Below are 16,662 nucleotides of genomic sequence, written 5' to 3'. Positions count from 1 at the left end.
GTCAGAGGGGGAACCGTCCTGCGCCTCTACGTGCGCCGCCCGGCCCCGGCGGACCTGCCCCGGACCGGTCGGGGCCCGGCCGGTCCGTTCCCGGGGGGCTGGTCCTCGGCCGGCCCGCCCCGAGTCGCGCCGCCCGCCGGCGGCCCGGCTACGGGCAGCCGGGTGTTTCCTCCAGCGCTGCCGCGTCCAGCGCCATGGTGAGCCGGTCGAGGCGTTCGTGCAGGTCACGGATCTCGTCGAGGCCGAAGCCGGTCGCGGCGGCGATCCGGCGCGGCACCTGGAGCGCCTGCTCCCGCAGTGCCAGGCCCGGCCCGGTCAGCCGTACCTCCACCGAGCGTTCGTCGCGCGCGCTGCGCTCCCGGGTGACCAGACCCGCCGCCTCCAGCCGCTTGAGCAGCGGCGACAGGGTGCCGGAGTCGAGACGCAGGAACGAACCCAGCTTCTTCACCGGCAGGTCGCCCTGCTCCCACAGGACCAGCATCACGAGGTACTGCGGGTAGGTGAGTCCGAGGTCCTTGAGGAGCACGCGGTAGACGCCGTTGAAGGCGCGCGAGGCGGCGTGCAGGGAGAAGCAGATCTGGCGGTCGAGGCGGAGCCAGTTCTCCCCGGTCTCGGCCTCGGTGCTGGGCGTCTGGGTGGGCGTCATGCCCCCAGGGTAGCTCTTGCGAGCCATTGAATTGCGCACAACTGAATTGCGTGCTCTACTTGTGGTCGTGAGGGCGGCCGGACCGGGCCGCCGGAACGTCACTTCGAGAGGGATGGTCTTCCATGGACGCGCTCTACACCGCTGTCGCCACCGCAACGCACGGCCGCGACGGCCGCGCCTACTCCTCCGACGGCAAGCTGGACGTCCAGCTCGCCCCGCCGGCCGAGCTGGGCGGCAACGGCCAGGGCACCAACCCCGAGCAGCTCTTCGCCGCCGGTTACGCCGCCTGCTTCGCCAGCGCCCTGGGTGTGGTCGGCCGGGCCGCCAAGGTGGACGTGAGCGACGCCGCCGTCACCGGCGAGGTCGGCATCGGCAAGCAGGGCGTGGGCTTCGGCCTGAAGGTCACCCTGCGCATCGAGCTGCCCGAGGGCGTGGACGAGAGCACCGGCCGCAAGCTGGTCGAGCAGGCCCACGAGGTCTGCCCCTACTCCAACGCCACCCGCGGCAACATCGACGTCACCCTCGTCATCGAGTAGGTCCCGCCGCGGACTTCCGGCCGGCGCCGTAGTCGACCCGCGCCAGCACCTCGCCCGTCCGGCGGCTCCACGCCACCACCACCGCCTCCTCGGGCACGGTGCGCCAGCGCGTCAGCAGCAGCCAGTGCACGTGGTACCGGCGGCCGATCGCGGTGCGCTCGGCGCGGGTCGCGGACGGGGCGAGATAGGCCTGTACGTCGGCGAGCCGCCGAAGCCGCACCCGCTCGTCCAGCGCCGCGTCCGGCCAGGCGGGCGCGGCGAGGTTCGGACCGTAGCCCGCGATCGCATGGACGGCGTAGTACCCGTCGGCGATCACCACCTCGCCGGGCCCCATGTGCTGCGCGGCCCACGCGTACGCCGGCCAGTCCGGCGGCTGCTCGAACCCGACCGGGTCCAGCTCCCGGGGGATCACGGCCCCGGCCTGCACGGTGAGGAAGCCGACGCAGGCCCCGGTCGCCGCCAGCACACCCAGCACCCTGCGCCACACCGGCCACGGCCGGGCCGCCGCCAGCTCCACGGCCAGCGCGAACTGCGGCCCCACGAGCGTCAGCCCGAGGATCCGGCCGTAGGTGTAGTGCCCGCTGAACCAGCCGTAGGCCACCACCAGGCAGTCCAGCGCGGTCATCAGCACCAGCGGATCACGCCACGACGAGCGGCGGGCCCGCAGCCACAGCGCCGGCAGCCCCAGCAGGGCCAGCCAGAAGTGGCCGCCGAGATCCAGGTACAGCCGCCGGTGCATCGCGTCCACGCTGCCGTCCCCGGCCAGGGCGAACACGTCGAAGTACGGCCAGCAGGCCCCGACGGCCACGGCCACCGCGCCCGCCAGCGCCCACCGGGCCAGCACGGCGGGCTGCCGGCCCCGCTGCCATCCCGCGACGCAGGCCAGTGCCCCGGCCACCGCCGCCACCGACGTGATCGGATGGACCAGCAGGATCACCCCGTACAGCGCGCCGACCGCCGCGTACCCGGCGAAACCGCGCAGTCCGCTGGGCCCCACGTACCGCACCCGCCGGGTGTCGCGGGCCCGTGCGCCGGTCAGCGACCAGGCCCAGAACGCGAGCCCCGCCGCGAACGCCGACGGGTAGGCGAGCGTCCCGGTCATCGACATCAGGCCGAGATAGCCGCTCCACCAGGCCCGCTCGGTGCCCCACAGCAGCGTCATCGACGTCAGCGCCAGCACCGGCGCCCACGGCCGGGGCGACAGCACCTTCACGAAGCGGCCGATGCCGGTCAGCAGCACCAGCAGGTTCAGCGGACCGGCGAGCTTGACCACCTCCCAGCCGGACAGCCCCGTCAGCCGGGCGAAAACACCCTGCGCGAGCGCGTACGGCGAGTAGTACGGGCTGCCCGCGCCCGGCAGGTCCGCCATCGGATGGCGCGGGTGCAGCAGGTGCGCCTTGAGGCGTTCGACGACCGCCGCGTGCTGCCCCGCGTCGCAGCACAGCGGGACCCGCCAGTACGCCAGCGACATCACCAGCCAGAACAGGAAGCCGAAGACCTGGTACGGCGTGGGACGCCGCAGACGGCCGCCGCCGCGCAGCGCGGTGGCCCCGCGGGCCGGCCGTCGGACGAGGGCGCCGGAGCTCACCGGACCGGCGCGGGGGCGTGGAAGGACATCAGGGGCATTGGCCGTACCTTCCCGCCGTGATCACGGGCCCACCCGACTGTCACCTCATCGGGTGAGCCCGGCCGTCCGGGCCCCGGCCCCCGTACCCGCCCTGTCCCCGGCCCGGTCCTGCGCGGGGACGACGACCCGGCCCCGTACGAGCGGCTCCAGCAGCAGCGGCACCCCCACCACGGGAAGCAGCCAGGCCAGGACGATCAGCCGGTCGCCCCAGACGGTGATGTCGGGATGCGCGGCCTGGGTGAGGAACCCGGTGAAGGCGGCCGCGAGCAGAAAGCCGCCGAACGCCCTTCGCCGCCGCAGCGCCCCGCACGCCCCGGCGGCCAGCGCCGCCAGGAACAGCGGCTCGCGCACCTGCCGCCTGAGCCACTCCGGCCAGAAGTTGCCCTGGAGCTGGCGGAACTCCGCCCAGGGACGGATCCGGTCGGGCCGCGCGAAGTGGTCCGTCAGCAAGTCCTGGACGCTCTCCGAACCGGACGGGTAGTGCAGCGCGTTCGCCAGCAGCACCGTGCCGAGCGCGCCGCAGCAGCCCGCCACCGCGACCGCGGCCGGGCCCCACCGGTGCGGCGCACCCGCCCGCCACCGCCGTACGGCGATCACCGCGCCGGCCGCCGCCAGGCACCCCGCCAGGAACAGCGCCTGGGAGTGCTTCACGGCGAACAGCGCGGCCAGCGCCCCGCAGACCAGCAGCGTGCCCGCGCGGACCCGGCGGTCCAGGGCCAGCGCGCAGCCCCACACCGCCGTCAGGGTCAGCGCCAGCATCAGTCCCTCGGCCATCGGGCGCATGGCGGTGGTGCCGCACGGCAGGACGTAGAACAGGGCCTGCCCGGTCAGGCACAGCGGCACCGGCACCCGCAGCGTGCGCAGGATCAGGAAGACGAGGACACCGCCCGCCACCGTGACCACGACGCTCGCCGCCCACACCCCCCACGTCACACCGAACACCGTGATGAACGGCAGCAGGAACACGGGATAGCCGGGCCGCACCTCGAAGATCCGCATGAACCGCTCCGAGAGGTACGGCAGCGTGCGCCCGCCGGTCTGTCCGGCCGCCAGCCGCTCCTCGACGACCTGGAGCTCCCGGGCCCGGCACTCCGCCAGGACCTGCGGAGCGGGGTCCGCCCGGTGGAAGTGCACCACGTCCACCTTCTGGTCGCGGGCGGCCAGCGCCGCCCGGCTCGCACAGACGTAGTCGATGGTGGCGGCCGCCGTCGCGTCCTTGTTCTCGCCGCGCAGACTCAGCGCGTACGCCAGGTAGTTCTTGCTGTCGGGGGTTTCCCGGCCGGTCACGTTCGCGAGCTGGAGCAGGGCGAAGACCACGCCCAGCACGAGGACCCAGGTGCGCGGCCTCACGAGGACGCGAGCAGGTCGTGTCCGCAGGCGGGTGCGGGCACCCGCACCCGCCCGGCCGCGGGCGGCATGGACTCGCCCAGCAGCAGCGTCCGTACGACGCGTTCGGCGGCGCGTCCGTCGTCGTACGTGCAGAACCGCTCCCGGAAGCCGGCCCGCAGCCGCGCCGACTCCTCGTCGCGCCAGCCGCCGGACGCCAGCAGCCCGGCCAGTTCCCGGTAGGAGCGCGAGACATGGCCGGGCGGCTCGGCGGTGATGTCGAAGTAGGTGCCCCGGCTCGCCGTGTACGCGGCCTGGTCGTCGGCGTGGACGACGATCGGCCGGTCCAGGCAGGCGTAGTCGAACATCAGGGCCGAGTAGTCGGTGACCAGCACGTCGGAGGCGAGCAGCACCGTCTCGACGTGCGGCTCGTCCGTCGCGTCGAGCAGCACCCCGCGCCGGTGCAGGTCCGCAAGGCCCAGCCCGCGCGCCGGACCGGCGGCGAGCGAGGGGTGCAGCCGTACGACGAGGGTGTGGCCCGGGCCCAGGTCCCCGGCGAACCGGGCCAGGTCGAGGCGGTCGACATGGCCGCCGCGCCGGTACTCGCGGCGGGTCGGCGCGTACAGCACGACGGTGTTCCCCGGTGGGATGCCCAGCCGGTCCCGGGCGGCCGCGCACTCGTCCGGTCCGGCGCCGACCAGGACGTCGTTGCGGGGGCTTCCGGTGCGGGCGGACGCGAAGTGGCACGGGTACGCCCGCTCCCACACCAGCTCGGAGTGCCGGTTGGCGACCAGGCTGTGGTCCCAGCGGTCGGCGCGGCGCAGCATCTGCGGCACGTCCAGTCCGTAGCGGGCGCCGGGCTTGTCCCGCAGATCGGCCCCCATGTACTTCAGCGGGGTGCCCTGATGGGTGTGGATGTGCACGCTGCCGGGGCGTTTGGCCAGGGTGCCGGGCCAGTTGACGTTGTTGACGAAGTACGTCGCCCGCGCGGTGATCTCCCGGTAGCGCAGGGAGTCGAGCAGGACGTGCTCCACGCCCTCCGGCAGCAGCGCCGGGTCGGCCGCCTCCTCCTCGCCGGCCACCACCCACACCCCGCGCAGGTGCGGGGCGATCTCGCGGGCCTTGCGGTAGACGGCCGCCGGGTCGCCGAGCACACCCCGGTGGGAGAACGCCGAGTACACGACGAGGTGCGGGTCGAGCGGACGGCGGGCGTGCAGCGCGGACCAGCCCTGCCCGAGCCGCCCGGCCGCAGCCCTGGACACCGGCAGGGCCCGCCGGCCGAGCGCCCGGGCCGCCCGGCCGGTGCCCCGCTTCAGCAGATAGGCCGGGTAGCCGCCCTCCAGCAGCCGCAGTTCCCCGCCCGCCGACGCTCCCTCGGGCCGGTGCCTGCGGAACATCCGCGCGGTGAGCCGGAAGAACTCGGCCCGGTCCGCGGGCGGCAGCCGGTCCGGTTTGGCGAGGATGTCGAGGCAGTGCTCGCCCATCTTGCGGTGCAGACAGGGGAGCCAGCCGGCCAGTTCCGGGCGGGCTGCGACGAACGCGAAGACCCGCTCGTACTGGTCGTGGATGTCGAAGTGCTTGCGGCTTGTGGTGGACAGGATGTTGCCCTGGCGGCGCTGGCGGTAGTTCAGGCAGATCCGGTCCAGCGTGGCGATCCGTCCGGCGCTGAGCAGCACCGGGAACGTCCAGGGCGTGTCCTCGTAGTACCCCGGCGGGAACTCGAAGCCGTTCTCCGTCACGAACTCCCGCCGGTAGACCTTGTTCCAGACCACCATCAGCAGATCGAGGATCTCCGGGCGCCCGGCGGCCGTGAAGGTGCCCTCGCCCATGTCCGCGAGCAGATGCGCGAGGGCGTTGCGCCGGGTGCCGCCCCACCAGTAGGTGCGGGCGTAGTCGAAGACCAGGACGTCCGGGTCGCCGGTCTCGTCGAGCCGGTCGGCCATCGCGCGCAGCGCGCCCGGGGTGAGGGTGTCGTCGCTGTCGAGGAAGAAGAGGAAGTCGCCGGTGGCGTGGGGCATCCCGGCGTTGCGGGCGCGGCCCAGGCCGACGTTCTCCGGCAGGTGCAGCACCGTGACGCGCGGATCGCGGGCCGCGTACTCGTCGAGGATCGCTCCGCAGCCGTCCGGGGAGCGGTCGTCGACGGCGATCACCTCGATGTCCCGGTACGACTGCTCCAGGACCGAGTCGAGGCACTCGCGCAGGAAGCCCTGCACCTTGAAGCAGGGGATGATGACGCTGAAGCGGGGCACTGCGGGGTCAGCTCCTCACGAGAGTGGCGGCGGCGGGGGCCGGGACGCGCCGGTCGAGCGGCAGCACAGGCGGGATCGCCTCCGGCGGCTCGCCGAGCAGCACCCGGCGCACCACCCGCTCCGCGGCCCGGCCGTCGTCGAACTGGCAGAAGCGCTCCCGGAAGGCGGCCCGCAGCGCGCGGGAGCGCGGCCCCGCGTACGAGCCGTCGGCGAAGACCCGGGCCAGTTCCCGCGGGGTGCGCGCCACCGGGCCGGGCGGCGCCTGGAGCAGGTCGAAGTAGACGCCCCGGGTCTCCTGGTAGACCTCCCAGTCGTCGGCGTACACGACGATCGGCCGGTCCAGGTTGGCGTAGTCGAACATGATCGACGAGTAGTCGGTGATCAGCGCGTCGGCGGCCAGGCAGACGTCCTCGGAGGAGCGGTGCGAGGTCACGTCGATGATCCGGCCGCTGCCGGTGCCGTGACCCCGGTCGTAGAAGTAGTGGGCGCGCAGCAGGACCACCACGTCCTCGCCGGCCTCCGCGCAGAACCGCTCCAGGTCCGGGCCCGCCTCGAAGCCGCTCTGGTGGTCGCGGTGCGTCGGCGCGTACAGGACGGCCGTGGCACCTTCCGGGACGCCCAGCTCCCGGCGGACCCGGGCGACGTCCTCGGCGGTCGCGGTGAGGTAGACGTCGTTGCGCGGATAGCCGTACTCCAGCGCCTCGTAGGAGCCGGGGAAGGCACGCTCCCACATCTGGGTGGAGTGGCGGTTGGCGGAGAGGTTGTAGTCCCAGCGGTCGACGCGGCCCAGCAGCCTGGTGAAACTGCCGGTCGCCGCGGCCACCACGGGGTACGTCGACTGGTCGACGCCCATCTTCTTCAGCGGCGTGCCGTGCTGCGTCTGCACGTGCACGCTGCCGGCGCGTTTGACCACGTCCTCCGCGAAGTTGGCGTTGTTGACCAGATACGTGGCACGGGCCAGGACCTCCCAGTAGCGGCGGCTGCCGATCACCACGTGCTCGACGTCCTTCGGCATGGTGTGCGCATGCTCGGGTTCCACCAGGAACACCGACCGGATGTGCGGGGCGAGTTCACGGGCCTTGGCGTGGATGGCGGCCGGGCTGCACGCGTAACCGCGGCCCCAGTAGGCGCAGTACACGGCCAGCCGGGGATCGAGCGGGCGGCGCAGCTGCCTGCGGTACAGCAGCCGGGTACGCAGCATCCGGGGGCGCGGGACGCTCCGGGCGGCCCGCGCCGCGGCCTGGTTGGCGCTGCGCAGGACACGGAACGCGGTGTACGCCCCGGCCGCCAGCAGCCGGTGCTGCACGCCCGGACTGCCGCCCGGCCTGCGGAAACCGGCCGGGCGGTGGCGCCGGTACAGACGGGCGGCCCGGCGGAAGAAGGCGCGCCTGCGCGACGGCAGCCGACGGGGGTGCGCCGCCGTCCTGAGCACCTGCGCGAACAGCTGCTCGAACAGGGCGGCCGTCCGCTCGCCGGACAGCCCCTGCCCGGCGGCCCGCGAGAGCACCAGGTCCGTCTGGTCGAGCAGCTCGAAGTGGTGCGCGCCCGGCTGGTCGGGCCGGCTGCCCTGACGGCGCAGCCGGTGCCGTACGACCACCGCGTCCAGTACGGCGACCCGTTCGGCCGCGACCGTGACCAGGCCGCCGAAGCCCAGCTCCGCGAAGTGGCCGTCGGGGAAGGCGATCCGCCGCTCGGCGAGGAACGCCCTGCGGTGGGCGGCGCTCCAGACGGGCAGCCGCACACAGGTCACCTCGGGCGCCCGGTCGGGGGCGAAGGCGCCCGGCGGGGCCTGGGCCAGCAGCGGCGCCGCCGGGCGGGTCGGCTCGCCCTCCCACCACGGCGTGCGCTCGTGCCCGAAGTACAGGACGTCGACGTCACCGGTGGCGTCCAGCCGGCCGGCCAGCGCGGTCAGCGCGCCCGGGGTCAGCGTGTCGTCGCCGTCGAGGAACAGCAGATACGTGCCGGAGGCCGCCCGCATCCCGGCGTTGCGCGCCGCGCCCGGACCGGCGGAGGGCGGTGAGTGCACCGGCCTCACCCGCGCGTCCCGCCCTGCGTAGCCTGCGGCGACCTCCGCCGCCGGGGCGCCGGGCGCGTCACAGACCGGGATCAGCTCGAAGTCGCCGAAGGACTGGGCGAGGACGGAGTCCAGCGCCAGGGACAGCCGGCCTCCGATCCCCGGGGACGGGACGATGATGCTGAAGCGGGGCATTCTGCTCTTTCTCTGTCGAGGTCCTGGCCGGGGTCCCGGCCGAGGGCGCGACCGGGAGCCCGGCCGGGGTGGCGGCCGGCTCTCCCGGCCGGGGGCCGGTCCGGGTCCTGGTGCTCAGGCCGTACGGACACGGCCCGGCCGCCCGGTCGGCCGCCAGGTGGGCGGCCGGGTCGGGGTGGGCCGCGAGGTGCTGAGAGGCATGGGAACTCCCGATGGGGCAAACGGCGTTCAGTGGCTGTCGGTGACGGGGTGCGGCCCGGAAGGTTGCGCCGCCCGGGCGAGTGGGGAACTCGTGAGCGCTCCGGCAGCCGGTGGCACCGGCCGCCGCCGTTCGAGCGGTACGACCGCGGGCAGCCCCGGCGTCTGGCCCAGGACCACATGGCGTACGACCCGTTCGGCGGCGTGTCCGTCGTCGTACGGGCAGAACCGCTCCCGGAAGGCGGCGCGCAGCCGGTCGGAGCGCGCTCCGCGCCAGTGGCCGCTCGCGAAGACGGTGATCAGCTCGTCCTCGGTGCGCGCGACCGCGCCCGGCGGGAAGGCGCGCAGGTCGAAGTAGGTGCCGCGGGTCGCCTCGTAGGCCTCCCGGTCGGCGTCGTGGATCACGATCGGCCGGTCCAGGTTGGCGTAGTCGAACATGATCGACGAATAGTCGGTGACCAGCGCGTCCGCGGCCAGGCACAGCGACTCCACGCTCGGGTGGCCGGTGACGTCGACGATGCGGGTGCCCCGGGCCGGCGGGCCTGCCTGCCCCTGGTGGGAGCGGGCCAGGATCATGAAGCGCGGGCCCAGGCGGCGCACCAGGCGCTCCAGGTCCAGCGGGGTGTGCCGGCCGGCGCGGTAGTCGCGGTGCGTCGGCGCGTACAGGATCGCCATCGTGCCCTCGGGGATGCCCAGGGACGCCCGCAGCAGCGCCGTGTCCGCCGCGCTCGCCCGCTGGAGGACGTCGTTGCGGGGGTAGCCGTAGTCCAGCGTGGTGTAGCCGCCGGGGTAGACGCGCTCCCAGGTCAGCGTGGTGTGGCGGTTGGCGGACAGGACGTAGTCCCACTTGTCGACGTTCCTGAGGAGTTCTGCGAAGTCCATCCCGCGCGCCGCCGCCGGACGGTCCTGGAGGTCGAGGCCCATGCGCTTGAGCGGGGTGCCGTGCTGGGTCTGGACGAAGACCTGGCCGCGGCGCTTGACCAGGCGCCGGTCGAAGTTGACGTTGTTGACCAGGTACTTGGAGCGGGCCAGTGCCGTCCAGTAGGCGGCCGTGCCCGGGGTCAGCCGGCCGGTGCCCGCCGGGATCGTGTCGTGGTACTCGGGCCGGGCGATCCACGCCGTGCGGATGTGCGGGGCGTGGGTGCGGAAGGCGGTCTCCAGCGCGCCCGGGTTGCAGCTGTGGCCACGGCCCCAGTAGGCCGCGAAGACCGCGTGGTCGGCGCGCAGCGGAAGGCGCAGCTGGACGCGGTAGTGCAGCTGCAACGCGCCGGCCCGCAGGGTCCTGCGCAGCCGGCCGGCGAGCCGCGCGGCCCCGCGGTACAGGCCCGTCGTCCGCTGCACCGCGCGGTAGGTGCGGTGCAGGCCCAGGCGGACCAGCCCGTGCCGCAGCCGGGAGCGCAGGGAGGCGGGGGCGCCGGGGACGCGGTGACGGCGGTACTGGGCGCGGGCCCTGCGCAGGAACTCGGCGCGGGCGGCGCGCGGCAGCCGGCCCGGCCTGGTGAACACGGTCGAGAAGTGGTCGATCATCCGGCGAAACAACAGCGGTTTCCAGCAGGCGAGTTCGGGCCGCTCCTCGAGGAACGCGAAGACCCGGTCGTACTGCTCGAACACATCGAAGTGCCGGCGGCTGGTGGTGCCGAGGATGTTGCCCTGGCGGCGCTGGCGGTAGTGCACGCACACCCGGTCCAGGGTCGCGAGGGACCCGGCGGCCATCAGGAGCGGATAGGTCCAGGGCGTGTCCTCGTAGTAGCCGGGCGGGAACCGCAGCCCCTCGCGTTCCACGAAGTCCCGGCGGCACGCCTTGTTCCAGGCCACCATCAGCACCCGCAGCAGGTCCGGCCGGTCCGCGAGCCGGAACGGAGCCGGGCCCTCCTCGGTGAGCCGGCCGGCGAACCTGTTGCGGACGCTCTCGCCGGTCCAGAACGTGCGGGCGTAGTCGTAGACCAGCACGTCCGGCTCGCCGGTCGCCTCCAGCCGGTCGGAGATCGCGCCGAGCGCACCCGGGGTGAGCGTGTCGTCGGAGTCGAGGAAGACCAGGTAGTCGCCCGTCGCCTGGGCCAGGCCGGCGTTGCGGGCCGGGCCCAGCCCCCGGTTCTCCGGCAGATGCAGCGCCCGTACCCGCGGATCGCGCGCCGCGAACTCGTCGATGATCGCGCCGCAGGCGTCCGGGGAGCAGTCGTCGACCGCGATCAGTTCCAGATCGGCGTACGACTGCGAGAGCACCGATTGCAGGCATTCGTGCAGGTACGCCTGAACCTTGTACACGGGGACAATGACACTGAACCTGGGCACGGGACATCCATGGGTCGGCACGGGGCGTTCTGCCCGGAAACGTCCGATGGAGTGACTTGGTTACGGTGTGTGCGGCATACGGGGGATGCCGGGTGAACGGCGAGGGGCGGGCCGGTGACTTCGGCCCGCCCCTGAACCGGGCCTACTTGACCGCGCCCGCCATCACGCCGGTGACGAACTGCCGCTGGAACACGAAGAAGACGGCCAGCGGGATCACCATGGAGATGAACGCGCCCGGCGCCAGCACGTCGATGTTGTTGCCGAACTGCCGTACCTGCGTCTGGAGCGCGACCGTGATCGGCTGGCTGTCCGCGTCGGTGAACACCAGCGCGACCAGCATGTCGTTCCACACCCACAGGAACTGGAAGATGGCCAGGCTCGCGATCGCCGGGCCGCCCAGCGGCAGCACGACCCGTGCGAACAGCCGCAGTTCGCCCGCACCGTCGAGGCGGGCCGCCTCCAGCAGTTCACGCGGGATCTCCGCGAAGAAGTTCCGCAGCAGGAACACCGCGAACGGCAGACCGAACCCGACGTGGAACAGGATCACCCCGAGGATGGACCCGAACAGACCCAGTTTGCCGAACAGTTCGGCGATCGGGATCAGCGCCACCTGCACGGGAACGACCAACAGCCCCACCACGCCCAGGAACCACCAGTCCCGGCCCGGGAACTCCATCCACGCGAACGCGTAGCCCGCGAGCGAGCCGATCGCCACCACCAGCACGGTCGCCGGGACCGTGATCAGCACCGTGTTGACCAGGGAGCCGGTGATGTCGCCGTTCTGCAGCAGGTTCCGGTAGTTCTCCCAGGTGAGTTGGGACGGCCGGGCGAAGACCTCCCACCAGCCGCTCGCGCTCATGTCGGTGGGGGAGCGCAGCGACGACAGGAGCAGACCGATCGTCGGCACCAGCCAGAACAGGCCGACCAGCAGCAGGAAGACCCGGACCAGACCGCTGTTGACCTTCGCGAGCAGCCATGCCGTCATCGCCGCACCTCCCGCCTGAGCCGCCGCACGTTGAACCACATCACCGGAATCACCAGCAGCAGCAGGAACACCGCGATCGCGCTGGCGACGCCCGGCTGGTCCTCGGAGAAGCCCTTGCGGTACAGCTCCAGGGCGAGCACGTTCGCGTCATCCTGGGAGGACCCCGGGGCGATGATGAAGACCAGGTCGAAGACCTTCAGCACATTGATCATCAGCGTGACCGCGACCACCGCGAGGACGGGGGCGAGCAGCGGCACCGTGACCCGGCGGAACACCTGCCACTCGTTGGCGCCGTCGACCCGGGCCGCCTCCAGCAGTTCGCGGGGCACGCCCGCGAGCCCGGCCGCGATCAGCACCATCGCGAAGCCCGCCCACATCCACACGTACGACCCGATGATGGCCGGGGTGACCAGCGACGGGCCCAGCCAGTCCAGGCCGTTGTACGGCGCCTTGAAGTTGCTCGCGGGCAGCCGCAGCAGGGCCCCGTCCGCGGCGGCCGGGAGCGTGAAGCTGCCGTCGGCGGCGGCCTCCGCCGACGCCACGATCCGGCCGTCCTTCACCGCCTCGATCCGCATTCCGGAGTAGCCCTGCTCGGACGGGTCGGGGGCGCCGAGCGTGCCCACCCCCTTGCCGCGGGTGAAGTCCTGCCAGGTGGTGCCGGTGATCTTCCCCGGTTCGGCCTTCGGCTTCGCGGCGGGTGCGGCTCCGTCGGGCATCTGGTCGGGGGCGACACCGACGAGCGGGAGGGCGACGGCCTCGCCGGTGCGCACCGGGGCCTTGGTGACGAACCCGCCGCCCCGGGCGACGAGCGGCGACTCACGGCCCGGGTGCGCGTTCGGGAACGCCGACGACTGCGCGAACGTGTCGTGCACCCCGACCCACATCGCGTTCGCCACGCCCTTGTCCGGGTCCTGGTCGTAGACCAGCCGGAAGATGATGCCGGCCGCCAGCATCGAGATCGCCATCGGCATGAAGACGACCAGCTTGAACGCCGTTCCCCAGCGCACCCGTTCGGTCAGCACCGCGAAGATCAGACCGAGCGCGGTGGCGACCGTGGGCGCGAACACCACCCAGATGACGTTGTTCTTCAGCGCCGTGCGGATGCCGTCGTCCGTGAACAGGGCCCGGTAGTTGTCGAATCCGGCGAAGCCGTCACCGGAGCGGTCGTAGAAACTGCGTACGACCGAGTACCCGATCGGGTAGACCACGAGCGCGCCGAGCAGCACCAGGGCGGGCAGCAGGAACAGCGCCGCCACGGTCCTGCGGGTGCCGGTCACGCTCTTGCGGTTCCTCGGCCCGGCAGGGGCCGGGGGGACCCCTGCCGGGGTGTCCGGCGTCATCGCCGGATCAGCTCCCGTTCCCGTACGCCGCCGCCGCGTCCTTCTCCAGCTTCGCCTGGGTGCCCGCCACGTCCGACGGGTTCTTCAGGAAGTCCTGGAGGTCCTTCCACTCGCCCTTGCCCGGCGTGCCGCCGAACGCCTGCGGGGCCTGGTCGGACATGTCGAAGCGGAAGTCGTCGCCGGCCGCGATCAGCGCCTTGGCCATCTTCTGCTGCACCGGGTTCGGGTACACCGACGGGTCGACGTTCTTGTTCGGGGAGAGGAAGCCGCCCAGCTTCGCCTGCACGGTCGCGGCGTCCGGCGAGGCCAGGAAGGTGGCCAGCGCCTGCGCGCCCTTGGAGTCCTTCAGGACGACCGCCGCGTCGCCGCCGCTGACCACGGGCGCGGTGGCGCCGACCTTCGGGAACGGGAACACCTTCGCGTCCGTGCCCACCTTCGCCTTCGTCTCGCCGATGTTGACCTGCACGAAGTCGCCCTCGAAGACCATGGCCGCCTTCGGCTGGTCGCCGCCGGTGAAGGTCTGCGTCACGGACGCGGGGAACTCCGTCTGGAGCGCGCCGTCCGCGCCGCCCGCCACGTAGCCCTTCTTGCCCCAGACCTGGGCGAGGGTGGTCAGCGCCTCCTTCACCGAGGGGTCCGTCCACTTGATCTTGTGCTGGGCCAGCTGGTCGTACTTCTCCGGGCCCGCCTGGGAGAGGTAGACGTTCTCGAACCAGTCGGTGAGGGTCCAGCCGTCGGCGCCGCCGACGGAGAACGGGGCCACCCCGGAGTCGTAGACCGTCTGCGCGGTGTTCAGCAGCTCCGGCCAGGTCTTCGGCTCGCTCGCCCCCGCGTTCTCGAAGACCTTGGCGTTGTACCAGATCAGGGACTTGTTGGCGGCCTTGTAGTAGACGCCGTACTGCTTGCCGTCGACCTTGCCGATGTCCTGCCAGCCCTGGGAGTAGTTCTTGGTGAGCTCGGCCTGCGCCTCGGCGCCGAGCGGCTTGGCCCAGTTCTTCTCCACGGCCTGCTTGATCGCGCCCGGCTGGGGCAGCATCGCCACGTCCGGCGGCTGACCGCCCGCGATCTTCGATCCGAGGAAGTTGATGATCGGGTCCTGGGCGGGCACGAAGGTGACCTTGGCGCCCGTGCGCTTCTCGAACTCCGCCAGCACCTTCTTGAAGTTCGCCTGTTCGGCCCCGGTCCAGACGGCGGCGACCGACAGGGTGGTGCCGTCCAGCTTGGGAAGGGTGACGGTGCCGCCCGCGCTCGCGGTGCTCCCGCCGTCGCTCTTCTTGCCACCGCCGCCGCCGCACGCGGTGAGCGAGAGTGCCAGTGCGCCCGCGGCGACGGCTGCCGCGGTCCTCGCGGCCGTGCGTGTCCGGTGTGTTCTGCTCGTCCTCAGCATCACTGCCCCGTTCTTCGTTCGTCGTCGAACGTCGAGCGCTTGCCCCGTGCGCTCCGGTCTACGCCGGGTCCATGGGGTCGGCAAGAGCGCATACGGTGTCAAGTGGGCGATCGTGACCGCGTCGTGATCGGGTGTGATCGGGACGGACCGGACTCGGGGCCTGCCCGGCGGACAGACCCCGAGACGTGTCAGAGCAGGGACGGCACCTGCGCCGCCGACACCTCCCGGGCCGCCCGCTCCAGCGCGCTGGCCAGCAGCGCCAGGTCCGTCGGGCCGTTGCCCAGCTCCCGCACCGGACGGCGGGCCGGCGGGTCGCCCATACGGGACCAGTCCAGCGGCACGACCGTGGGGCGCAGGGTCGCCGTGCGGGGGATGCGGCCGGTGACCCGGCCGCCCTGGAAGGGGACCGTGCGCCCGTCCGCGACGCTGAGCTGTCCGCGCCCCGGCGCCGGCTCGTCCGCCCCGGACTCCGGTGCCTCCAGCGTCACCCGCAGCGCGGCCCGGCGGGCCGGTTCCGTCTCCGCCGTACGGCCGTCGGGGCCGGTGGCCGCCACCAGGTGGACGCCGAGCCGCTCGCCCTCGCGGGCCACGGCCTCCAGCGCGCGCATCACGGAACCCGCGGCGGGCCGTCCGGGCGAGCCCAGCGCCGGGGAGACCAGCGCGTCCAGGTCGTCCACGACCACCACCAGCCGGGGCAGCGGCGGCGGCGCCTCGGTGCGCTGCCCGGCCGCTCCCGGCCGCAGCCGGATCGTCGCGCTGGGCGGGGAGTCGAGATCGCCCGAGCCCTCGGACCCGAGGCCCGCTCCCGGCGCGAGCCCGGCCGCGGACCCGAACCCGGGCCGGGTCGTGCCGCGTGCCGACGCCGTGCGCTGGGCGACGATACGGCCCGACACCTCGCGGTGGGCGTGCCAGGAGGCGAAGTCGGAGCGGCCGAGCAGCTCGGCCCGGCGCTTCAGCTCGGCGCTCAGCGACTGCGCGAACTCACGCATGCGCACCGGGTCGTTGGCGGTCAGATGCGTGGTGACATGCGGTACGTCCGTACAGACCCGCAGGCCCTCGCCGTGGCCGCCGCCCGGGTTGCCCGAGCCGTCCCGGCCGTCCACCAGCACGATGCCCAGCCGGTCGGGGCGCTCGGCGGCGGCGAGCGAGGCGACCAGGGCCCGCAGCAGCTCCGTACGCCCGCTGCCCGCCGGTCCCTCGACCAGCAGGTGCGGGCCCTCGGCGACGAGGTCCACGCCGACCGGCCCGCGCGGTCCGGCACCCAGGACCGCCGCAGCCCGGCCGCCGAGCGCCTCGGCGTCGTCACCGGCGTCGGCCCAGCGGGCCATCAGGGAGGCGGGGGTCGCCCGGGCCAGACCCAGTTCGTCCAGCAGCCGCGCCGCCTGGGGCAGCGGCACCGACACGCGCGGCTGCCGCTGGCCCGGGGCGCCGTCCGGGCGCAGCGGCGCCAGGGCCCGCCCGAACCGCTCGGCCCAGGCGAGCGAGACGGCGTCCACGGCGGCGACCGTGCCATGGCCGACGGGGCCGTGCCCGGACGCGTCCGCGGCGACCCGCATCAGCTGCACCGCCGTCGCCACGTCCCCGCTGAGCAGCGCCACCGCGCCGCACTCGCGGAACACCGGGGTCGCCGCGCAGGCCGCGTCGTACGTCTGCGTCACCGGGGAGGCGGGCGAGGCCGGGGCCGTCTCGGCCAGGCACACCACGTGGATCCCCGCCCGCGGGCCCTCCACCGCCAGCCGGGCCACCGCCGCGCGCAGGTCCGTACCTCCGGGGTCGCCGTCGACGACGACCACGGTGTACGGCCCCGGGAAGCCCTCGGCCGCGTCCGCCGCGGCCTCGTCCCGGGCCCAGGAGGGGCGCCGGGGAG

The 16,662-nt window shown here is 73.5% G+C and carries 11 protein-coding genes; 1 reads left to right on the top strand and 10 read right to left on the bottom strand.

Annotated elements, in window-relative coordinates; all coding sequences use genetic code 11:
• Nucleotides 1-148: 148 nt before the first annotated feature.
• Nucleotides 149-646, bottom strand: a complete 498-nt coding sequence (locus tag ABT085_RS30490; RefSeq protein WP_351614972.1) for a MarR family winged helix-turn-helix transcriptional regulator — start codon at nt 644-646, stop codon at nt 149-151.
• A gap of 122 nt (nt 647-768) precedes the next feature.
• Here ABT085_RS30490 and ABT085_RS30485 point away from each other — a divergent pair, with 122 nt between their 5' ends.
• Nucleotides 769-1,182 carry an organic hydroperoxide resistance protein gene (locus ABT085_RS30485; protein ID WP_351614970.1) on the top strand — a complete coding sequence of 138 codons (414 nt, stop codon included), beginning with the start codon at nt 769-771 and terminating at the stop codon, nt 1,180-1,182.
• Here ABT085_RS30485 and ABT085_RS30480 read toward each other — a convergent pair.
• The 9 genes from ABT085_RS30480 to ABT085_RS30440 form a co-directional block, all read right to left on the bottom strand.
• Entirely contained in the window at nt 1,172-2,770 is a 1,599-nt protein-coding gene (locus ABT085_RS30480; RefSeq protein WP_351614968.1) for a hypothetical protein, read from the bottom strand. The two genes, ABT085_RS30485 and ABT085_RS30480, sit on opposite strands and share 11 nt — an antisense overlap.
• Nucleotides 2,771-2,854: 84 nt before the next feature.
• Nucleotides 2,855-4,159 (bottom strand): hypothetical protein, encoded by a 1,305-nt coding sequence (locus tag ABT085_RS30475; RefSeq protein ID WP_351614965.1) that lies wholly within the window; start codon nt 4,157-4,159, stop codon nt 2,855-2,857.
• Entirely contained in the window at nt 4,156-6,384 is a 2,229-nt protein-coding gene (locus ABT085_RS30470; protein ID WP_351614963.1) for a bifunctional glycosyltransferase/CDP-glycerol:glycerophosphate glycerophosphotransferase, read from the bottom strand. Before ABT085_RS30470 ends, ABT085_RS30475 begins: the two co-directional genes overlap by 4 nt.
• A gap of 7 nt (nt 6,385-6,391) precedes the next feature.
• Nucleotides 6,392-8,593 (bottom strand): bifunctional glycosyltransferase/CDP-glycerol:glycerophosphate glycerophosphotransferase, encoded by a 2,202-nt coding sequence (locus ABT085_RS30465; protein WP_351614960.1) that lies wholly within the window; start codon nt 8,591-8,593, stop codon nt 6,392-6,394.
• A gap of 228 nt (nt 8,594-8,821) precedes the next feature.
• Nucleotides 8,822-11,083 carry a bifunctional glycosyltransferase/CDP-glycerol:glycerophosphate glycerophosphotransferase gene (locus tag ABT085_RS30460; RefSeq protein WP_351614957.1) on the bottom strand — a complete coding sequence of 754 codons (2,262 nt, stop codon included), beginning with the start codon at nt 11,081-11,083 and terminating at the stop codon, nt 8,822-8,824.
• Between the two features lie 142 nt (nt 11,084-11,225).
• On the bottom strand, nt 11,226-12,068 hold the full coding sequence (locus ABT085_RS30455) for a carbohydrate ABC transporter permease (RefSeq protein ID WP_351614952.1): 843 nt from the start codon (nt 12,066-12,068) through the stop codon (nt 11,226-11,228).
• Complete coding sequence (locus ABT085_RS30450; RefSeq protein WP_351614944.1) at nt 12,065-13,345, bottom strand: carbohydrate ABC transporter permease; 1,281 nt, start codon at nt 13,343-13,345, stop codon at nt 12,065-12,067. The genes ABT085_RS30455 and ABT085_RS30450 overlap by 4 nt, the downstream gene beginning before the upstream one ends.
• 70 nt (nt 13,346-13,415) lie before the next feature.
• Complete coding sequence (locus ABT085_RS30445; protein WP_351614939.1) at nt 13,416-14,795, bottom strand: ABC transporter substrate-binding protein; 1,380 nt, start codon at nt 14,793-14,795, stop codon at nt 13,416-13,418.
• Between the two features lie 188 nt (nt 14,796-14,983).
• Nucleotides 14,984-16,662 (bottom strand): FtsK/SpoIIIE domain-containing protein (locus ABT085_RS30440; protein WP_351614937.1); only part of this gene is annotated, 1,679 nt, incomplete at its 5' end.

The sequence above is a fragment of the Streptomyces sp. NPDC002265 genome (assembly GCF_040296125.1).
GTDB lineage: Bacteria > Actinomycetota > Actinomycetes > Streptomycetales > Streptomycetaceae > Streptomyces.
Note: the sequence above shows the minus strand (reverse complement) of the source record. Positions and strands in the feature narration are given on the sequence as shown.